General features: G+C 60.2%; 12 protein-coding genes and 2 pseudogenes. 7 read left to right on the top strand and 7 right to left on the bottom strand.

The features are described from left to right. Positions 1–73 precede the first annotated feature (73 nt). Positions 74–3,319 carry an adenylate/guanylate cyclase domain-containing protein gene (locus RlegSU303_RS10945; protein ID WP_131622787.1) on the bottom strand — a complete coding sequence of 1,082 codons (3,246 nt, stop codon included), beginning with the start codon at positions 3,317–3,319 and terminating at the stop codon, positions 74–76. A gap of 268 nt (positions 3,320–3,587) precedes the next feature. Between RlegSU303_RS10945 and RlegSU303_RS10950 the strand changes: the two genes are divergently transcribed. Continuing rightward, positions 3,588–3,839, top strand: a complete 252-nt coding sequence (locus RlegSU303_RS10950; protein WP_027665810.1) for a ribbon-helix-helix domain-containing protein — start codon at positions 3,588–3,590, stop codon at positions 3,837–3,839. Positions 3,840–3,963: 124 nt separating this feature from the next. Here RlegSU303_RS10950 and ilvB read toward each other — a convergent pair whose 3' ends face one another. Together ilvB and RlegSU303_RS10960 are read right to left on the bottom strand one after the other, a co-directional pair. Then, on the bottom strand, positions 3,964–5,670 hold the full coding sequence (gene ilvB / locus RlegSU303_RS10955; protein WP_131629907.1) for a biosynthetic-type acetolactate synthase large subunit: 1,707 nt from the start codon (positions 5,668–5,670) through the stop codon (positions 3,964–3,966). Between the two features lie 416 nt (positions 5,671–6,086). Beyond that, the gene (locus tag RlegSU303_RS10960) at positions 6,087–7,175 is read right to left on the bottom strand and encodes a LacI family DNA-binding transcriptional regulator (protein WP_168280257.1); all 1,089 of its coding nucleotides are present in this window, start codon (positions 7,173–7,175) and stop codon (positions 6,087–6,089) included. Between the two features lie 347 nt (positions 7,176–7,522). On the opposite strand from RlegSU303_RS10960, the gene RlegSU303_RS10965 reads away from it, so the two are divergent. The 3 genes from RlegSU303_RS10965 to RlegSU303_RS10975 all read left to right on the top strand — a co-directional run bounded on the left by RlegSU303_RS10965 (position 7,523) and on the right by RlegSU303_RS10975 (position 11,175). Continuing rightward, entirely contained in the window at positions 7,523–8,485 is a 963-nt protein-coding gene (locus RlegSU303_RS10965; protein WP_168280258.1) for a sugar-binding protein, read from the top strand. Positions 8,486–8,564: 79 nt separating this feature from the next. Then, entirely contained in the window at positions 8,565–10,106 is a 1,542-nt protein-coding gene (locus tag RlegSU303_RS10970) for a sugar ABC transporter ATP-binding protein (protein ID WP_168280259.1), read from the top strand. A 43-nt stretch (positions 10,107–10,149) separates the two neighbouring features. Further along, a complete protein-coding gene (locus tag RlegSU303_RS10975) occupies positions 10,150–11,175 on the top strand; it encodes an ABC transporter permease (protein WP_131629910.1) in 1,026 nt (341 codons plus the stop codon). On the opposite strand, the pseudogene RlegSU303_RS10980 reads toward RlegSU303_RS10975, so the two are convergent. Further along, positions 11,125–11,508 (bottom strand): annotated as a pseudogene (locus RlegSU303_RS10980) (ISNCY family transposase); the annotation flags it as partial. The gene RlegSU303_RS10975 and the pseudogene RlegSU303_RS10980 sit on opposite strands and share 51 nt — an antisense overlap. A gap of 37 nt (positions 11,509–11,545) precedes the next feature. Here RlegSU303_RS10980 and RlegSU303_RS10985 point away from each other — a divergent pair. The 3 genes from RlegSU303_RS10985 to RlegSU303_RS10995 all read left to right on the top strand — a co-directional run bounded on the left by RlegSU303_RS10985 (position 11,546) and on the right by RlegSU303_RS10995 (position 14,185). After that, entirely contained in the window at positions 11,546–12,190 is a 645-nt protein-coding gene (locus RlegSU303_RS10985; RefSeq protein ID WP_231283808.1) for a DUF2332 domain-containing protein, read from the top strand. A gap of 1,125 nt (positions 12,191–13,315) precedes the next feature. Beyond that, positions 13,316–13,699: an ACT domain-containing protein gene (locus RlegSU303_RS10990; protein WP_130773408.1), complete on the top strand. Its 384-nt coding sequence runs from the start codon at positions 13,316–13,318 to the stop codon at positions 13,697–13,699. Positions 13,700–13,795: 96 nt separating this feature from the next. Beyond that, positions 13,796–14,185, top strand: coding sequence for a hypothetical protein (locus tag RlegSU303_RS10995; RefSeq protein ID WP_168280245.1), 390 nt, complete (start codon positions 13,796–13,798; stop codon positions 14,183–14,185). A 15-nt stretch (positions 14,186–14,200) separates the two neighbouring features. Here RlegSU303_RS10995 and RlegSU303_RS11000 read toward each other — a convergent pair. From RlegSU303_RS11000 to RlegSU303_RS11010, 3 genes and pseudogenes are all read right to left on the bottom strand, one after another. Further along, positions 14,201–14,347: pseudogene (locus RlegSU303_RS11000) on the bottom strand (ISNCY family transposase); the annotation flags it as partial. Positions 14,348–14,597: 250 nt separating this feature from the next. Next, positions 14,598–16,025, bottom strand: a complete 1,428-nt coding sequence (locus tag RlegSU303_RS11005; protein ID WP_168280260.1) for an ISNCY family transposase — start codon at positions 16,023–16,025, stop codon at positions 14,598–14,600. A 178-nt stretch (positions 16,026–16,203) separates the two neighbouring features. Further along, positions 16,204–17,214, bottom strand: coding sequence for an IS30 family transposase (locus RlegSU303_RS11010; RefSeq protein ID WP_131710434.1), 1,011 nt, complete (start codon positions 17,212–17,214; stop codon positions 16,204–16,206). Positions 17,215–17,345: the final 131 nt, after the last annotated feature.

Here is a 17,345-nt window from a genome sequence, read left to right on the forward strand (position 1 = left end):
TTTCGTTTCTCCCTTTATCTTCTTGAATCGATTTTCCTAATCGATCTCCGGCGATCACTGCAACGAGGACAGGTCAGTCGAGAAACGGCAGGACGACGAGCGTGCCGGGATCGAGGTTGTGGCGGATGCAGACATCCTGTGCCAGCGTGAAATACCGTTCCGCCTCGTCCATGTCGTCATGCTCAAGGCTGAGTGTCGCCAAGCCATCATAGCACGGAAACAGCAGTTGCGGTTCATCAATTTCCTTCGCAACCTCAAGGGCTTCTTCGTAATACTTACGAGCTAGCTTCGGTTGCCCGTGGCACTGATGAATCTGGCCCAGCACGATCAGCGGCACGGAAAGATGGTCGCGCTGATCGAGCGCCCGGTCGATTTCGACGGCCTTCTCCGCCGCTGGTACACCCTCGGCGGCGCAGCGATCGGTGAAGGTACAGCATGCGACTGCGAGGTTGGCGAGAAGGCGCGCCTGGAAGCCGAGATCGCCTATACGGGTCGCAACCTCCAGACCGCGCCGGCAGATTCTGATGGCGTTGGCAGGATCGACAATCGTGTAGAGAACGCCGAGATTGGAATAGGCGCGACAGGCGGCACTTTGCAGATCGGCCTTTTCGGCAACGGAGAGGCTGCGCTCCACTTCCTGTACGGCCTCGCGGCGACGTCCGAGCCGCGCAAAGGCCGCACCCTTGGTATTCAGCGCCTCCGCCATCGCTCGCGCCGTCTCCCGTCCGGCCTCGGTCGTCCCGTCGATCGGCAGCGTTTGCAGGCATTGCAGCGCCTGCGTCGCCCACTCTGCGGCAGCGGACTGATCCCCCATGCGGAAGGCCAGATGGCCGCGCTCCTGCAGGACATGCGCACGTTCGACCGGCGCATCGATCGTTGCGATCATCGCTTCGGCTTCGGCCAAATATGTCTCCGCTTGATCGCGGCGTCCTGCATCAAGATGCAAACGGCCGATCTTGCGCAATATCCTCGCCGCAGCGATAGGATCGTCTTTGGTGCGGTGGATCGCCAGCGCTCGCTGATAATGGTTCAAGGCGGCGTCGCGCAGGCCCGCTGGGCCGCAGAGATCGGCAAGACGCTCCAAGAGCGCCTGTTGCTCCGGCGTCACCTCCGCTTCGTTTGCGAAGGCCGCAAGGGCCTGACGGTAGAGGCGCATTGCATCGTCATTGGCATAGGCCTTTCGCGCCAGATCGCCCGCCGCCATCAGATAGGTGGCGCCCTTGGCCTTTTCGGTGGTCAGGCTGAAGTGATGGCCGAGCTGCGCCAGGTGCTCGGGCCGGTCGGGCGCTGCGCCATATTGACGTTCCAGAACCCGGCCAACCCGTTGATGAAGCTCCATGCGCCGTTGCAGCAGGAGATTGTGATAGATGACATCGTGCATCAGCGTCTGGCTGAAGCGATAGCCCGGTGACCCGCCGGCATCGGGCCCACGCAATTCCTCGATGATATTGGCATCGCAGAGATGATCCAATGCAGCATCGATGGCGGCTGGGTCGGTGGCGATGGTGCGGAGCAGGGCGGTATCGAATTTCGGGCCGACCACCGCAGCCTCTTGCGCCAGCCGTCTGATCTCCTGTGGCAGATGATCGACGCGGGCAAGCAACAGGGCTTGCAGGTTCACCGGTATATCGACATCCGTGTCTTCCGCTGCGACATGCCAGTGCTGGCCGTCATTGTGCAACGTGCCCATGTCGATCAGCACCCGAAGGATTTCTTCGATGAAAAGCGGATTGCCGCCGGCGCGGTCGAGGATGCGCTTGCGCATCGTCACCGGCAACTTGGCATGATCCACGCCAAAAAACGCAGCAAGCAGCTTCTGCCCGTCGGCCGCAAAGAGTGGGGCAAGACGCTGCACGGTGACGCTGACACGATTGGAGTCCAGTGGGTCGGTTTGCGATGTCGGCCGGTAGATCGCCAGCAGCATCAACCGGCTGCGTTCCAGCCGGTCCATCATGAAGCGAAGCACTTCCAGCGAGGCGGCGTCCGCCCAGTGCAGATCCTCGATGACAAGCAGCAGGGGACCTTGCGCCAGCCGCCGCTCGAAGACGGTGCGGACGGCATAGAAGATCTGCCGCCGCAGCTGCTCCGGCTCGATGTACCGCAACGCGCCATCGGGATCGCCGAGGCCGAGGACATGCAGAAAGAGCGGCAAAAGTCCCTCGACCTCCTCCTGCGTCAGATCGAGCGCACGGAAGCCCGTTGCCAGCAATTGCCGCGCCCTGTCGAGATCGTCCCGCTCGCCGATGCCGTAGGCGCTGCGCACGACCGCGCCGAGCGTGCCATAGGATTGTTCGCCGAGGGGAGAGCAGGTCGCTTTGCGGATGGCGAGGCCCTGGAAACGGGCGGCATTGCCGGCTATCGCGACGAATTCGTTGACCAGCCGCGATTTGCCGATGCCCGCTTCGCCGATCAGGCGGACAAGCTGCGCAGCACCACCGCAGGCAAGATCGAGGCATGTCAGCAACCGCGACATTTCCGTATCCCGTCCGATCATCGGCGCCTGAAGGCCGAAACTCTCGAGCCCGCGCGCCGTATGCGGAGCCTCCAACAGACCCGTCAGGCGATGGACCAGAACGTTTCCGCTTTTGCCGCGCAACGCCTGCGCGCCGAGACTGTCGAAGGCAAAGGCATGGCGGGTGAGGCGATAGGTCAGCGGCCCGACAAGGATATCGTTTTCGCCGGCCATGGATTGCAGGCGTTGGGCGGTGTTCACCGTGTCGCCGGTCACTGAATAGGATTTTGCACTGACCGCGCCGAAGCCGCCGGTGACGACGGGGCCGCTATTGATGCCGATATGCAGACGCAGCGGCACGCCGGCGCGGGAGTGCCAGCGCTCGCCGACCTGCGTGGCCCGACCGATCATATCGAGTGCGGCACCAAGCGCCCGGACCGGATCGTCCTCATGAGCGACCGGTGCGCCGAACAGCGCGAGCAGCGCATCGCCGACGAACTTGTCGACGAAGCCGCCATAAGCCTCGACCGCCTGGGTCATCTCTTCGAACAATTCGTTCTGCAGCACCCGCATGACTTCGGGGTCGATCTGCTCGCTCAGTGTCGTGAAGCCGCAGAGATCAGCAAAGAGCACGGTCACCGGCCGCCGGTCGGCATCGCCGTCAGATTTAGGCTGCACCGCCTCGATGTTTGGCTTCGACGCGGGTTGGACTTTGCCCGAAACCGACGCGCCACAGCTGGGGCAGAAGGCAAAATCGGGCTGACAAGCATAGCCGCAGGCGGCGCAAGTGATAGGTTGCCTTGCGCCGCATCGCGGACAGAAAGCAAAACCGCTCTGAATATCGAACCCGCAGCCGCTGCACTCCATCGGACGCATCTCACGAAACCCCGATGTACGGCTAAGCCGCAACCAGCAGGCCTCAGAATAGGAAACAAGCATGAACCTGCTGCCCCGGGCCCGCAAGCACTAAACAAACGGCGAACCGACGATGATGATCCTGTTCGGAACATCTTTAAGCCAGCCGAGTCGCCGAGGGAGGTTCGAGAAACCATGTCACGATTGAATTCTTTGTGATGAATATTGACAATATATGCTACGCTGCACCACGATAGAGGAAGAACGAAAGGGTAGGCCCATGGCATCGGGCAGCATTCATGTGAAGGTCAGCGGCGTGCTGCAAGATCACATTCAGCAGCAGATCGGTGACGACGGCCTCTATGAGAATGCAAGCGAGTACATTCGCGCCCTGATTCGACGCGATTTGCAAACGCGCGACGAGGCATGGGATGGCCTGCAAAAGGAGCTTGCACCCGCAATGCGTGCCGACGACAGCGAGTTTGTCGTCGTTTCCGCTGAAGACGTAATCCGCCGCAACAAACGTCGCTGACACTTACGGCATAAATACATGATCGAGACGCCAGTCTCGACCATGAGGTCCTCAGCTAGCGTAGACGGGAATTGCGGTTCACGGGACCGCACGGCTTGCTTTTGGCGTGTTCGATCATCGGCCGTTACTGCTGATCGGTTTCGGCGAGCCTCGCGACCCGGCAGTGAACGAGCACCGGCCTGTCCGCGTCGATCATCTCCTCGATCCTGGCGTCGAGTTCGCTCGGGCTCTCGCAACGAAGGCCGACAGCGCCATAGGCTTCAGCGAGCTTGGCAAAATCGGGCAGCGAAGCCGAATAAGAATGCGATTGACCGCCACCATCCGATATTTCTTCCCAGTCATGCGCCATCCCCGGATACTCGTTGCTCAAGATGAAAATCTTGATCGGCGCTTGATGCTGTATCGCTGTCGACAGCTCTTTCATCGTCGTTTGCACCGACGCGTCGCCGGCAATGTCGATGACAAGGCGGCCGGGATTTGCGAGCTGCGCCCCCAGCGCAGCAGGAAGACCGAAACCCATCGTCCCCAATCCACCAGAGGTAATCCAGCGATTGGGCCTGTCGAAACCGAAGAACTGCGCCACCCACATCTGCTGACCGATCTCCGTGGCGATGATCGGGTCGTGCAGCTTTGTCAGCGCATGCAGGCGCTCCAGGGCATGTTGCGGCATGATTGCATGGTCCAGCCGCTGGTAGGAAAACGAATGGTGGGTTCGCCAGTGATCGATCTCCATCCACCACGCTCGCAACCGCTTTTGGTCGGGCATAGTGGAGAGCGACCGCCAGGCATGGATCATATCCGCCAGCACATGCGCGGCGTCGCCTTGAATGCCGATATCGACGGGAACGCGTTTGTTGATCGACGAGGCATCGATATCGATCTGGATTTTCTTCGAGTGAGGCGAAAACTCATGGACGCGCGAGATCGCAAGATCGTCAAATCGCGCGCCGATGGCGACCATCAGATCGCACTCGCCGATGGCCATATTGGCTTCATGCGATCCGTCCTGTCCGGCGATCCGCAGCCAGTTCGGCCCGGTGGCGGGGTAGGCTCCAAGCCCCATAATGGTGGACGATACGGGAAAGCCGGTGAGGTCGACGAACTCGCGCAACAATCTCGACGCCTCAGGTCCCGAATTGATGATGCCGCCGCCGGTATAGATGATGGGGCGCCGGGCTTCGGCCATCAATGCGACCGCCGCTCGGATCGCGTTTTGATCGCCTTGCATTGCCGGCTGGTAGCTCGGCAGCAGAGCTACCTTGTCAGGTGAGACGTAGGTCCCGCTGGCGAAGAGCACGTCCTTCGGCATGTCGACGAGAACAGGGCCGGGCCGACCGGCTGCCGCGATCCGGAAAGCCAGATGGATCGTCTTGGCCAGATCGTCGACGTGTTTGACGAGGAAATTGTGCTTTGTGCAGGGGCGGGTGATGCCGACCGTATCGCATTCCTGAAAAGCGTCCGTGCCGATCAGACTTGTCGGCACCTGGCCGGCGAGGCAGACGAGCGGAACGGAGTCCATAAGGGCATCCTGCAGCGCCGTAACCGCATTTGTAACGCCTGGTCCTGATGTCACCAACATGACGCCAACTCTTCCGGTCGAGCGGGCATAGCCTTCGGCTGCGTGTCCGGCGCCTTGCTCATGGCGCACCAGGAAATGTTTGATGTCCTCCTGTTGGAAGATTTCGTCATAGATCGGCAGCACCGCTGCGCCGGGGTAACCGAAAATGTGTTCGACACCGTTGTCGCGCAGCGCTTGCAGAACGATCTCGCCGCCGTTCATGCGACGATCAGAGGGGTTGTTGAGGGAAAAGTTGGCTGTCTCGCCGGTCATATCTGGGTTCCGTCGTGAGTGAGGTGATGGGTGCGACGAGGCATAAAAAAAGGCCCCGTCAGGGACCTGTTTTCGGCGCATGGGTGGCTATTGCCGGACGATCAGATCGTCCTGCCCATGCGCGATATCACCACTACGAGAACCATTGCGATTTTCATGGCCGATAGAGCTAGCTCCAAATCTACACGTCGTCAACGTTGCCTCTGCGTAGATTGTATCTGTGGTTGAGAATATTTGAGACCGGTTGGGTAGCCAGTGACGAGGCAAGGGCAGGGGGCAACCCGTTCGCAACCTATCGACAAGGCAAACTCTGCCCGCACGATCGCCACTAAGCGATTTCGACCACGTCTTCCAGTGCGCCCCGATCAGGGTTTCCGAGCTAGCCGCCGGCGTCGGTCCCGGCGCGAACCCAAGTTCTATGAAGACGTATGTGCGCCATCGAGGATCTGCCGCGCCTCGGCCCGCGGCGTGGCGACAGAATGGCGCTTGACGAGCGAGCATTCGAGCTTCGCAATGGGATAGCGCTTGCCGGGTGTACTTTCCGGGTTGAGATGTTCGATCGCCCATTGCCCCATGGCAAGATGTGGAAGGACCGAAGTCGTCAGCGGGGGAACGAGATGTCGTGAAATTTCTTCGTCGTCATATCCCACCACCGACATGTCCTGGGGAATGCGAAGCCCTGCATCCTTGAGCGCCTCGTAGCACCCGATGGCAGTGCGGTCGTTCTGGCAGAAGATCGCGGTGGGCGGCTCTTTCAGAGCAAGCAGTTTCATCGTGGCGGCATAGCCGGCACCGGCCGACCAGTCGCCTTCAATGACCAATTCCGGATCGAAGGGTATATCGGCGGTCGCCAACGCGCGGCGATATCCCGTCAGCCGGTCCTGCGCCGCCTGCATCCAGATTTCGCCGGTGATCGTCGCGATACGATGGTGTCCGTGCGTGATCAGATGCCGGGTGGAGCTCTGCCCTCCCGCGATCTCGCTCGGCACCACGGCGGGAAAGGCATGGTCCGCCGTATAACAGTTCAGCAGGACCGTCGGGATGTTGAGCTTGCTGACATAGGATGGAAGCTCCACCTGGCGGGTATAGATCGTCATGTATATGAGCGCCGATATGCCTCCGTTCGTCAACGCCTCGATTGCTTTCGGCTCCATGACAGGGTCACTGAGCGTCTGGGTTACCAGAAGGACATTGCCGGCGTTCCAGGAGGCTTGCCGCGCGCCTTCGATCGCAACGATCGCTTCCGGGCTGGTGGCGAGTTGATCGACGGCGAAACCGATGACGTTGTCCAGTCCCGAATAGGAGGTCTTCGTCGTATAGGTCTTCTCCATGTAACCGAGCGCGCGCGCCGCCTCCAATACACGATCGCGCGTCTGCTGTGAGATGCGGGTGCCGGGTGTGTCGTTGAGGACGAAGGAGACGGCCGCCTGCGAGCAGCCAGCCGCCGCGGCGATGTCCATCATCGTCACGCGCACAGGCTTATTTGGGGTCTTGGGTTTTCGCATTCGTGGAAACTGTCTCTGCTTGATAATGGGTCAGGGTGATTCATCGTCGGTTTTGGTAATTAATATTATCATCTATCTGAAAGCGCTGGCAATTGCAGGAATTGTTGCAACACTATCAGTTATTGGCAAGTGTCAGTACAAAATCGCCATCGTAGCCATTGCACGATGAAATGTTTTGGTCTGCATTGATAATACTATTTACTAATTAAATTTCTTGTATACCGTCAGGGAGCGATCGGAACCTATGCCACTCGTCGCTTTGCGACGGCCCTAGGAGGGGGCGCGCATCCGGCCGGCCGTAAATCGGAAACGGGCCCGTGCAACTGCGGCCCCTCGGGAGGTGTATTATGAAACAGCTGAAACGCAATACAGCCTTGTTCTTCGCCGGGTTGATGCTGAGCGCGGCGCCGATTGCCGTATCGCATGCTGCCGACAAACCGACACTCGCATTTGTCGTCAACGGCGCATCCGACTTCTGGAAAGCCGCAGAGGCGGGCGTGAAGAAGGCGCAGGGCGAGATGCCAGACTACCAGATGGAGCTGAAGTACCCAGAGCAGGCATCGGTCGCCGTGCAGCAACGGCTTATGGAAGACTTGGTCAGTGCCGGCGTCAAGGGGATCATGGTTTCCGCAGTCGATCCCAAGACCCAGACGGACGGCTTGAACAAGATCGGCTCGCAGACTGCTCTCTTCACGACCGATAGTGACGCGCCGCAGACCAACCGCGTTGCCTATATCGGCTCGTCTAACATCGACGCCGGCATGCAGGCGGCCGAAATCGCCAAGAAAGCAATGCCGGACGGCGGCAAATGCATCGGCTTCGTTGGCCTGCTCGGCGCCGACAATGCCAAAGAACGCATCCAGGGCATGAAGGACGGCCTGAAGGGCACGAAGATCGAGCTGACAGATGTACGCGGCGACGATATCGACCAGACGCGTGCAAAGAAGAACGTCGAGGACGCGCTGGTGGCCAGCCCCGACGTCACCTGCATGGTCGGTTTCTACTCCTACAATACGCCGCGCATCTATGAGGCGCTGCGCGACGCCGGCAAACTCGGCCAGATCACCGTCGTCGGCTTTGATGACGATCCGATCACGCTCGGCGGCGTCAAGGAAGGCACGGTCGCAGCGACCGTCGTGCAACAGCCGTTCGAATGGGCCTATCAGGGCATGAAGCTGATGGCGGCCTATCTCAAGGGCGACAAATCAGGCGTTCCCAGCAACGGCTTGATCATCATCCCGACGGTGATCGTCGGTAAGGATGACGTTGACAAATATGCCGCCAGCCTAAAGGCCATGGCTGGAAAATAACTCTCCGTCGCGGCGGCGGCACTCGCCGCTGCCGCGAAGGGCGTCTCATGCCGACAGCATTAGCAGCTATGGACAGGCGATGAACCACAGCTCCGACATCCCGTTACCGGACGCGCTTGCAACGCCGTTCCTTTCGCTATCCGGTGTTGGCAAGACCTATCCGGGCGTCGTTGCGCTTGAGGGCCTGTCGATCGACATCATACCGGGCGAGGTCATCGGCCTCGTCGGCGAGAACGGAGCTGGAAAATCGACCTTGATGAAGATTCTCGGCGGCGTGATCGCACCCGACCGAGGCACGATTCTGCTCGACGGCGCAGAGCTTCGTTTCCTCACTGTGGAAACGAGCATCGCATCCGGCATCGCCTTCGTGCACCAAGAACTCAATCTCTTTGAGAATCTTGACGTTGCTGCCAATATCTTCCTGGGCCGCGAACCGCTGAAGGCCGGACCTTTCAAGCTCGTCGATCGCAATCGGCTGAGAGACATGGTGACGCCGCTCTTGAAGCGGGTAGGGGCTCATTTTTCCGCAGACACACCTGTGGCATCGCTTTCCCTTGCCGAGCAGCAGATGGTGGAAATCGCCAAGGCCCTGTCCATCAACGCCAGGCTCGTCATCTTCGACGAACCCACGTCCAGCCTGCCGCTGGCCGAAACCGAGCGGCTCCTAAGCATTATCAAATCGCTGAAAGCCGATGGCATCAGTGTAATTTTCATTTCGCATCGCCTCCACGAGGTTGAGCGCGTCGCAGACCGGGTCGTAGTCCTGCGCGACGGCACGCTTGTGGGCACGCTCGCCAAGAAAGACATCGGCCACGACCAGATGGTCAAGCTGATGATCGGCCGGGTGCTTGCGGCCCGGACCGCAAAACCGCAGCGCTCGCCCGGCTCGGTTGCGCTGAAGGCAAGCGGCGTGCGCACCGAGGCCTATCCCGCCCGTCCCGTTGATCTGGAAATCCGGTATGGAGAAATCATGGGGCTTGCAGGGCTCGTTGGGTCGGGCCGCACCGAGCTTGCAAAAGTACTCTTTGGCATCGACCGGAGCTACGGCGGAGCCATTCTGCAGGACGGGCGGCAAATTACGACCAAGTCTGCCCGGGACGCCGTCGCTCGTGGCATTTTCCTGGTCCCGGAGGATCGCAAGCGCAACGGCATTCTTCTTGATTTCCCGATTGCCCAGAACATAACTCTTGCCGATCTCCCCAAGCTCTCCAGCCGCTTCATGCTTTCTGCCGAGCGGGAGAGGACGGCGGCCGAAAAGCAGCGCGTTCGCCTCGGTATCAAGGCGCCCTCCGTTTCGACGCGAACCGGCACTCTGTCTGGCGGCAACCAGCAGAAGGTGGTGCTTGCCAAATGGTTGTCGATGAGCCCGAAGGTGATGATCTTCGACGAGCCGACACGCGGCATCGATATCGGCGCGAAGAACGAGATCTACGGCCTGATGCGAGCGCTTGCCGATGCCGGAGTGGCGATCCTGATGATCTCCAGCGACATGGAAGAGGTGATTGGCGTTTCTGACCGCATCGCCGTCATGCACGAGGGCCAGATCGCCGGCATATTGGAAGAGGACGAAATCAGCCAGGAAAGCGTCCTTTTGCTTGCCGTCGGCAAAAGGGTAAAATAGCGGCTGCGGCCAATATAAATAAGTATCGGGGGATGGATCTCGAATGATCAAAAAAGATCTCGGACTGCTGCTTTTGATCGTCGTCGTCGGCATCGTCGTCGCCATCATCAATCCGCGCTTCCTGCTGCCGATCAATCTGGCCAACACCGCCAACCTGATCGGCCTATTCGGCATCCTGTCGATCGGCCAGGCCTTTGTCATTATCACAGGCGGTATCGAGCTTTCCGTGGGCTCGCTCGTCGCGCTTCTCGGCGTGCTCTTCGTCGATTTCATCGCGGTCCAGGATATGTCCTGGATGCTGGCGCTGCCGCTCATTCTCGCGCTCGGCGCGGTCATAGGCGCCGTCCACGGCTGGCTGATCACCCGACTCAACCTCCAGCCCTTCGTCGTCACCCTCTGCGGCCTCCTGATTTATCGTGGGGCAGCGCGCTTCTATACGGCCGACGGAACAGCGGGTTTTGCCTTCGGCCAGAATTTCCCCGACCTCGAATTCCTGACCGCCGGACGGTTTTACGGTGTTCCCAACACCTTCATCGCGCTCGTCATCATTACCGTGGTCATGTGGATCATGCTGCATCGCTCTGTCTTCGGGCGTTATCTTTACGCAATCGGGAAGAACGAGGAGGCGGCCCGCTATTCCGGTATCCGTACCGGCCGCATGGTCATGTCGGCCTATGTCATCTGCGGGCTGCTGACGGCGCTTTCGGCGATTTATTTCGCCATGTACACGCGCTCGATCTCGCCGGCGAGCCATGGTCAGTTCTACGAACTCTACGCGATTGCCGCTGCCGTACTTGGCGGTTTTTCGCTCCGCGGCGGCGAGGGATCGATCGTCGGCGTGGTGCTGGGCACGGTCCTGCTCCAGGAGTTGCAGAATCTCGTCAATCTCCTTGGTATCCCTTCGTCGTTGAATTTCGCTGTCATGGGTGGCGTGATCCTCATCGGCGTCCTGATCGACCAACAATGGCACGCGATCCGCGCAAAGCGCCGCATTGTCTCGGCCGCCCGGCAGACCGAAACTCGTCTTTCGAACGAAGGCAGTTTGCCAGTGGTTGCCAATCAGGACTAGGTCAATTGATGGGGGGCCATGCGTGTCGTGACCTTGCCCGTTGCAAGAATTAGATCGGGGCGGGTGAGGGGGCACCAAGCCATCGATCTGTACCAGCTCGCCATAGGCTTCGCGCCGCAAGCGCGGCTGATGAAACGTCCGCCGCTCCTTGCGCGACAGCCAAAGGCCCGCATCCACCATCCAGCTGCGCAACGTCTCGCGCGACATCCGCAATCCATCGCGCTCGGCAAGCTTCTCGGCCGCCAATGTCGGCCCGAAGTCTGCATAGCGTTCGCCAACCAGCGTCACGGCGTAATCCCGAACACCATCGCTGATCCGGTTGTTCGACGGTCGTCGGGATTGGAGATCAGCGGATATGGGCGAGGAGGGATTGGCCGAAATCTCAGCCCGATATATTCGCTTCGCCGATACGGAGGCTCACGGTCGGTCGCCGCTATACGAGGAGTTGGCTCGTGCGGTCACTGGGGACCGGGAAACACTCGGCTTCCTGTCGACCCTCCCGGACGTGAAGCGGCAACCGAACCTTCTGCTCGCCGCGGTGCGTCACCTGTTCGGCACGCCGACAGGATGGAACGAGTTTCGCCAGGCGCTTCAGGCTAATCCCGACGCTATCCGCTCGCTAATGCTCAAGCGCTCGACGCAAACCAACGAGCCGGGAAGGTGCGCCACATTACTCCCCGTATTGGCGCGCTTGCCGAAGCCGCTGGCCCTCCTGGAGGTCGCGACTTCCGCAGGCCTCTGCCTCATGCCCGACCTCTACCGCTACGATTACGGGCGTAAGGCGATCCGCGCACCCGCGGAGCCGCCTGTCTTCCGATGTTCCGCCAGGGAGACAACGCCGATGCCTCCGGCCGCACCGCAGGTAGTCTGGCGGGCAGGACTGGACCTTAGCCCGATCGATGCTTCGAACCCCTCGCAAGTCGCATGGCTTGAGACGCTGGTCTGGCCAGAGCAGACGGCGCGGCTCGCCAATCTGCGGGCGGCCGTAAAGATCGCTGCCACGGTCAAGCCCTGAGTGCTGAAGGGCGACCTGCGCGGGAGCGACTTAGTGCGGCTCTGCAGCGAAGCTCCAAAGGATGCCACCCTCGTCGTCTTTCACACAGCCGTCCTCGACTATGTTTCCGACCCCGCAGACAGAGAGGCTTTCGCTGAGCAGGTGATGCGTCTCTCCGTATTGGATATCGAACGAGTTCCCTCGCGTATTCCCGCGCATTGCCACGTGCGCCGGAAAAAGCCGGCCGCCAGGCCGCTTCCTCCTATCTGTGAACGGCTCCCCTGTCGCTTGGACCGACCCGCATGGCGCCTCGCTCGAATGGATCGCGGACGAGGCGTAGGCGGCTGGCAATGACAACGTCTCCAAACCGCTCGCCAAAGGTCAGCTATAGGTCCGACCCGAGCCGTTGCGCGAAGGGCAGCTTTGAGAGAGCGCCATGAAGGTCGCCTTATGGCGCGTCCCGCTGGTTCAGGCACATGGGCCGCAGAACAGCCGAAATGAGCGTCGAAGGACTGGGTGGGGTGGGAGGCGGCCGTTGCCGCGAGGGCGAAGGTTCGTCTCGGGAGCGGGCCAGTAAAGCAGACATGAGTTTACATTCGAACCAGACAGTAGGTTCGAATCTCGTCTGGCGCGCCAAAATCGCTACCACTCCAGAACAATACTCAGCACTGCGTGGTGTTTCATGGTGTGTCTCAAGCGTCTCGGAAGACGCTCATAACGATCGGTGGCATTGCGCCGATACCGTTCTCTAATGGGTTAAGGGGCGCGATCGGTTGGTCGGCATAGGACGCCCCGGCGGACATCCCAGAGTCGGTGGCAGGGTGGCTGCAGCTCGCTCGCGCGAGGAACATCATCGAATCCCATCGGACCTCGCTCGAAGGCCTGTGGCTCGAGCTGATCGGGCGCGGGCATCTAACCGGTCAGGAGATCGCCGACGGCCTGCGAGCTGACAAAAAAACGGACCTGCCGACGCCGAAGACGCGCCGGAAGATCAGACAGCGGCTTCACGGATAATGGAGAGAAAAGGGGCCGGGTGGTTTCCGTGCTTATCGCCGCGGCCTTCGGGCTGATGCTGTCGTTGATGGGGCGTCAGCCTTGTCGCCTTCGTTTTATCTGGTAACCTCCGGATAGATGAGGGAGACGAGCATGGCACCACGCATCACGATCAGGGAACTCGAAGGCTCCTATGCCATTGCCCGGCTCGCGCCTGACGCGGCCATTCCCGCCTGGGCAGATGGGGAAGGTTTTGTAAGCATCGGCCGCAGCGACGAAGAACTGTCGATCGTCTGCCGCGCAGAACGCGTGCCGGCCGACATCAAGCATGACGGCGGCTGGTCGTGCTACAAATTCCAGGGGCCGTTTGCCTTCAACGAGACGGGCATACTGCTCTCGGTCATCCGGCCGCTGTCGGAAAACAATATCGGCATCTTCGCCGTGTCGACCTTCGATACCGACAACCTGCTGATCAAGACCTCAGACAAGGCCCGCGCCGACGAACTGCTCGCCGCCGCAGGCCATACGCTTCTCTAAGCCCCGTCAGCGGGCAGGCCTCGCCCTGCGTCCATCATCGATGAGGCCGGACAGTCCCAAACGGACGAGATCCCTCCAGTCGTGACTATCGGATCCATGACGACCGCCGAACAGCCGAAGGTCAGCGGCTGGAAGGGACTGAGCGACACCCTCCATTTCGAACGGGTGAAGACAGCCCTGTACCGGACGCGCGGGCGAACTCGCTTCGACCGGGCGGCCGCCGACCGAATCCTCGACGACCTCCGGCACGTCGCCTACCGGAACGGCCTCGCCGCCGCGCGGGTCTTCCAGTTCGTCGGTCAGGAGTACTTCGACGCGGACGAAGACTGTCGTCGGCGCAGGACGACCTTCACCGGATGTCGAGAAATCTGCCGTTCCTTCGCGAGGTTACGGCCGTTGTCGAAGAAATTGAATCCTCCAGGAAGCCCGGCAAAAACGCGTTGCCCGTCTCCATATCGCCGATATCCGCCAGCCGTAATTCCTTGACCAGCCGATCCTGCAGCGTATCCGATCCAACAGACGACGCACCTGGCGCGTGCTCAGATCAAGCAGATGCGCCGCCGACACCATCGTCATGCGGCCGGCGATCACTTTCGATAGAATCTCGATCCGCTGCAGATCACGCTCGCTCATCGCTATCAGTCCCATCCGCAATCTCCACCGTCATCAAACCCGGGGGGTGTGACATTCCAACTTTGCAGAAACAGGACACTTCAACTTTGCGGCTACAGACCTTGTCAAAGCTGGTTAGATGCGCGACGTTGTCAGCCAGTTAGAAACGCGCCACTTGCGCTTCGGATTAGCCGCCGATCCGCCGGCTGGGCCGGGTTGCAAGGAGGAGCGGGGGCGGGTGAGGAGCAGCACTTCGGCTTTAGCTTTGAGATTATGAGTGCCCCATTTATTCTGCCGCCTCCATTCGTGCCAGCGCCTTCTGCCTTTTTGCGATGACCTCTGGATCATTCATGAAGTCCGTCCGCCGGCCAGGCTTGCGGCCACGCTTCTGATAACCATTGCCCTGGCTGCCATCGGGAATACCGAACATATGATCCGTCTGGCCAGTGCGGCGAGGGCCGCTCTTGCTACGCTGCTGTTCCCGCCCGGCCTGCAGCTCGGCGACGATCGACAGCACGTCGTCCAAACGCTTGTTCTCAACGACCTCGGCTCGATGCACCGATCGCAACTTGTCGAAGGTTCTGTAGGGGAGGGTGAAGCTCTCGTGCATGATCTCGAGGCGGCCATCCGGGTAGTCGCAGACAACGACCTTCTTTCCCGCCAGCCCTTTGGCCCGCTCCGTCGGATCGAGAATGAACAAGACCTTGTCGTAACGCAGCGTCAGCGACTGCGACAGCGTGCGGACTTCCTTCCGGCGCATGGCGCCATCGAGGTCCTCATGCGCGGCAAGCGGCCGGTGCATGTCCTTCGGATTGCGTGGCGGTTTGCCAAAACGGGAATTGAAATCCGCAATGAATTCTAATGCATAGGCGTTGGCCGCCTCGATCGAATCGATGCCACGAAGCCGCAATTCCTTTACGAGGCGATCTTGCAGCGTCTGATTGGCGCGTTCTACGCGGCCTTTTGCCTGCGGAGTTTTGGCGCAGATAATGTCGATGTTCAGCTCATAAAGCGCACGACCAAACTGCGTCAGGCCGCTCGTCCGGTCTTTCTCCGACACATGGGTCGAACGAAAGACACCATGCTTGTCGCTGTAGAAGGCTAGAGGTTTACCCCATTGCTGCAGATACGCCTTCGTCGCATGCAGATAGTCGAACGTGTTCTCTGATCCGGCGAACCGCAGATGCAGCAGCTTGCCGGTCGCATCGTCGATGTAGACGAGCAGGGCGCATTTAGGACCGCGGTTCTCAAACCACCAGTGATGCGATCCATCGATCTGAACCAGTTCCCCGAAACAATCGCGCCGGCCGCGCGGCTGGAAAACTCGCTTCTTGCGCTCGCGTCGCGACATCCAGATGCCGGCCTCTGTCATCCTTTGACGCAGCGTCTCCTTGGCGACCGAAATATGATGCAGTTCGATCAGCTTCTCGCGAGCCAGCGTCGGACCGAAATCCAGATAGCGTTCGCGGATGAGATCCAGCGCCGCATTGCGAAACTCCGCGCTGTGGCGCCGATTGCTTGGTCTCGATCGCTTCTTCGAAACCAGGCCGGTCGCACCGGAATGGTCATAGGCCTGCAGCAGCCTGTGCATCTGACTTCGGCTGAGCCCAAGCAGCTCGGCGGCCTGGACGACGCTCAGGCGTTGATCACGGATCTTCTGAATAACTTCGAGGCGATGTAACTCTTTGTGCGACATGGTGATCATAAAGGACATGACGACTCCGACCGCTCATGGTCTCGACCAGACTGGAGGTCGTCATCCTTGCTCCCAACGTTGACATTGACCAGCGCGTCGAGAGGCGAGACTGTCGCATCTCTAACTGGCCCAACTGTCGCATTACTAAATAGCCATGTGAGTTCATGGCGAACCGCGACCTGCGGGCTTTGAGAAGCTAACCGGTGCGCCGGACTTGCGCGAGGAGTTTCTGGCGGAAGACTTCCGCTGGTGTTTTGTAGCCGAGGCATTTGCGCGGCGTTGCGTTCAGATGATTGCAGATGTCGGTGAGATCGCGGTCGCTGAGAGACAGTGGATTGACCTCTCTCGAAAGCCATTTCCTCGCCCGTCTGTTGGTGTTTTCGACGGTGCCTTTCTGCCAGGGAGATTGTGGATCGCAGAACCAGGTCTGCGCTCCGATGCTTGCCTGCAGGTAGGGCCAGTCGGTGAACTCAGTACCACGGTCGAAGGTGATCGAACGACGAGCGAGGTGGGGCAGGGATTGCAGCACCTGGATCAGGCCGTCCATCACCGGTCTGGATTGTCGGTCGTTGTTGCGCAGGAAAATGGCAAAGCGACTGACCCGCTCGACCAGTGACGTCACGTTGGCCTTGCCGAACTTCTTGCGAAACTGGATGAGATCGCACTCCCAGTGCCCGAACTGCTTGCGCTCGGCAACTGCGTCGGGCCGGTAGAGAATGTTGACGTCGGGGGTGAACCGCCGACCATGGCGGCGTCTGGCGTGCCGTGGCCGACGCCTGGCGCGGTGCTCCGGAAGATGTCGCCACAGCTTGATTGCGTGGCCGTCCGAGGAATAGGCGAACTTGTAGATCGTCTCATGGCTGACAGAGATCGGATGGCGCTCAAGCTGCAGTCGGCCAGCGATCTGTTGCGGCGACCAGCCATGCATGATGCGCTCGATCACCGATTGGCGCAGATGCGAGAACCGGGAAAGTTTGCGCAGCTTGGCACGCCGTTCGCGCGCCATGTCATTGGCCATCACGCAGTAGTAACCGTTGAGGTCCGGCATCTCACGATCCTCGAACCTATTGCGGCGCAGCTCACGGAAAATGGTCGAGCGATGTCGGTGCAGTTTCTCGGCGATCACGTCAACGCTGATCCCAGCCGTGCGCCAGCGGGCAATCTTGCGGCGTTCATCCATATCGATCTGGGAGTAGGTGCGTTTCATGTCTCGTTCCTTGCAAGGATAAACCGTTGTTATCTATTGCAAGTCGCACTTCATCCTTGAACCCACCCCCACTACATACCTGTATCGCATAAGATAGATTATGGAACTTGTATACTACAGTGTCCCACGCC

Source organism: Rhizobium sp. SU303, from assembly GCF_021052345.1.
Taxonomy (GTDB): domain Bacteria; phylum Pseudomonadota; class Alphaproteobacteria; order Rhizobiales; family Rhizobiaceae; genus Rhizobium; species Rhizobium laguerreae.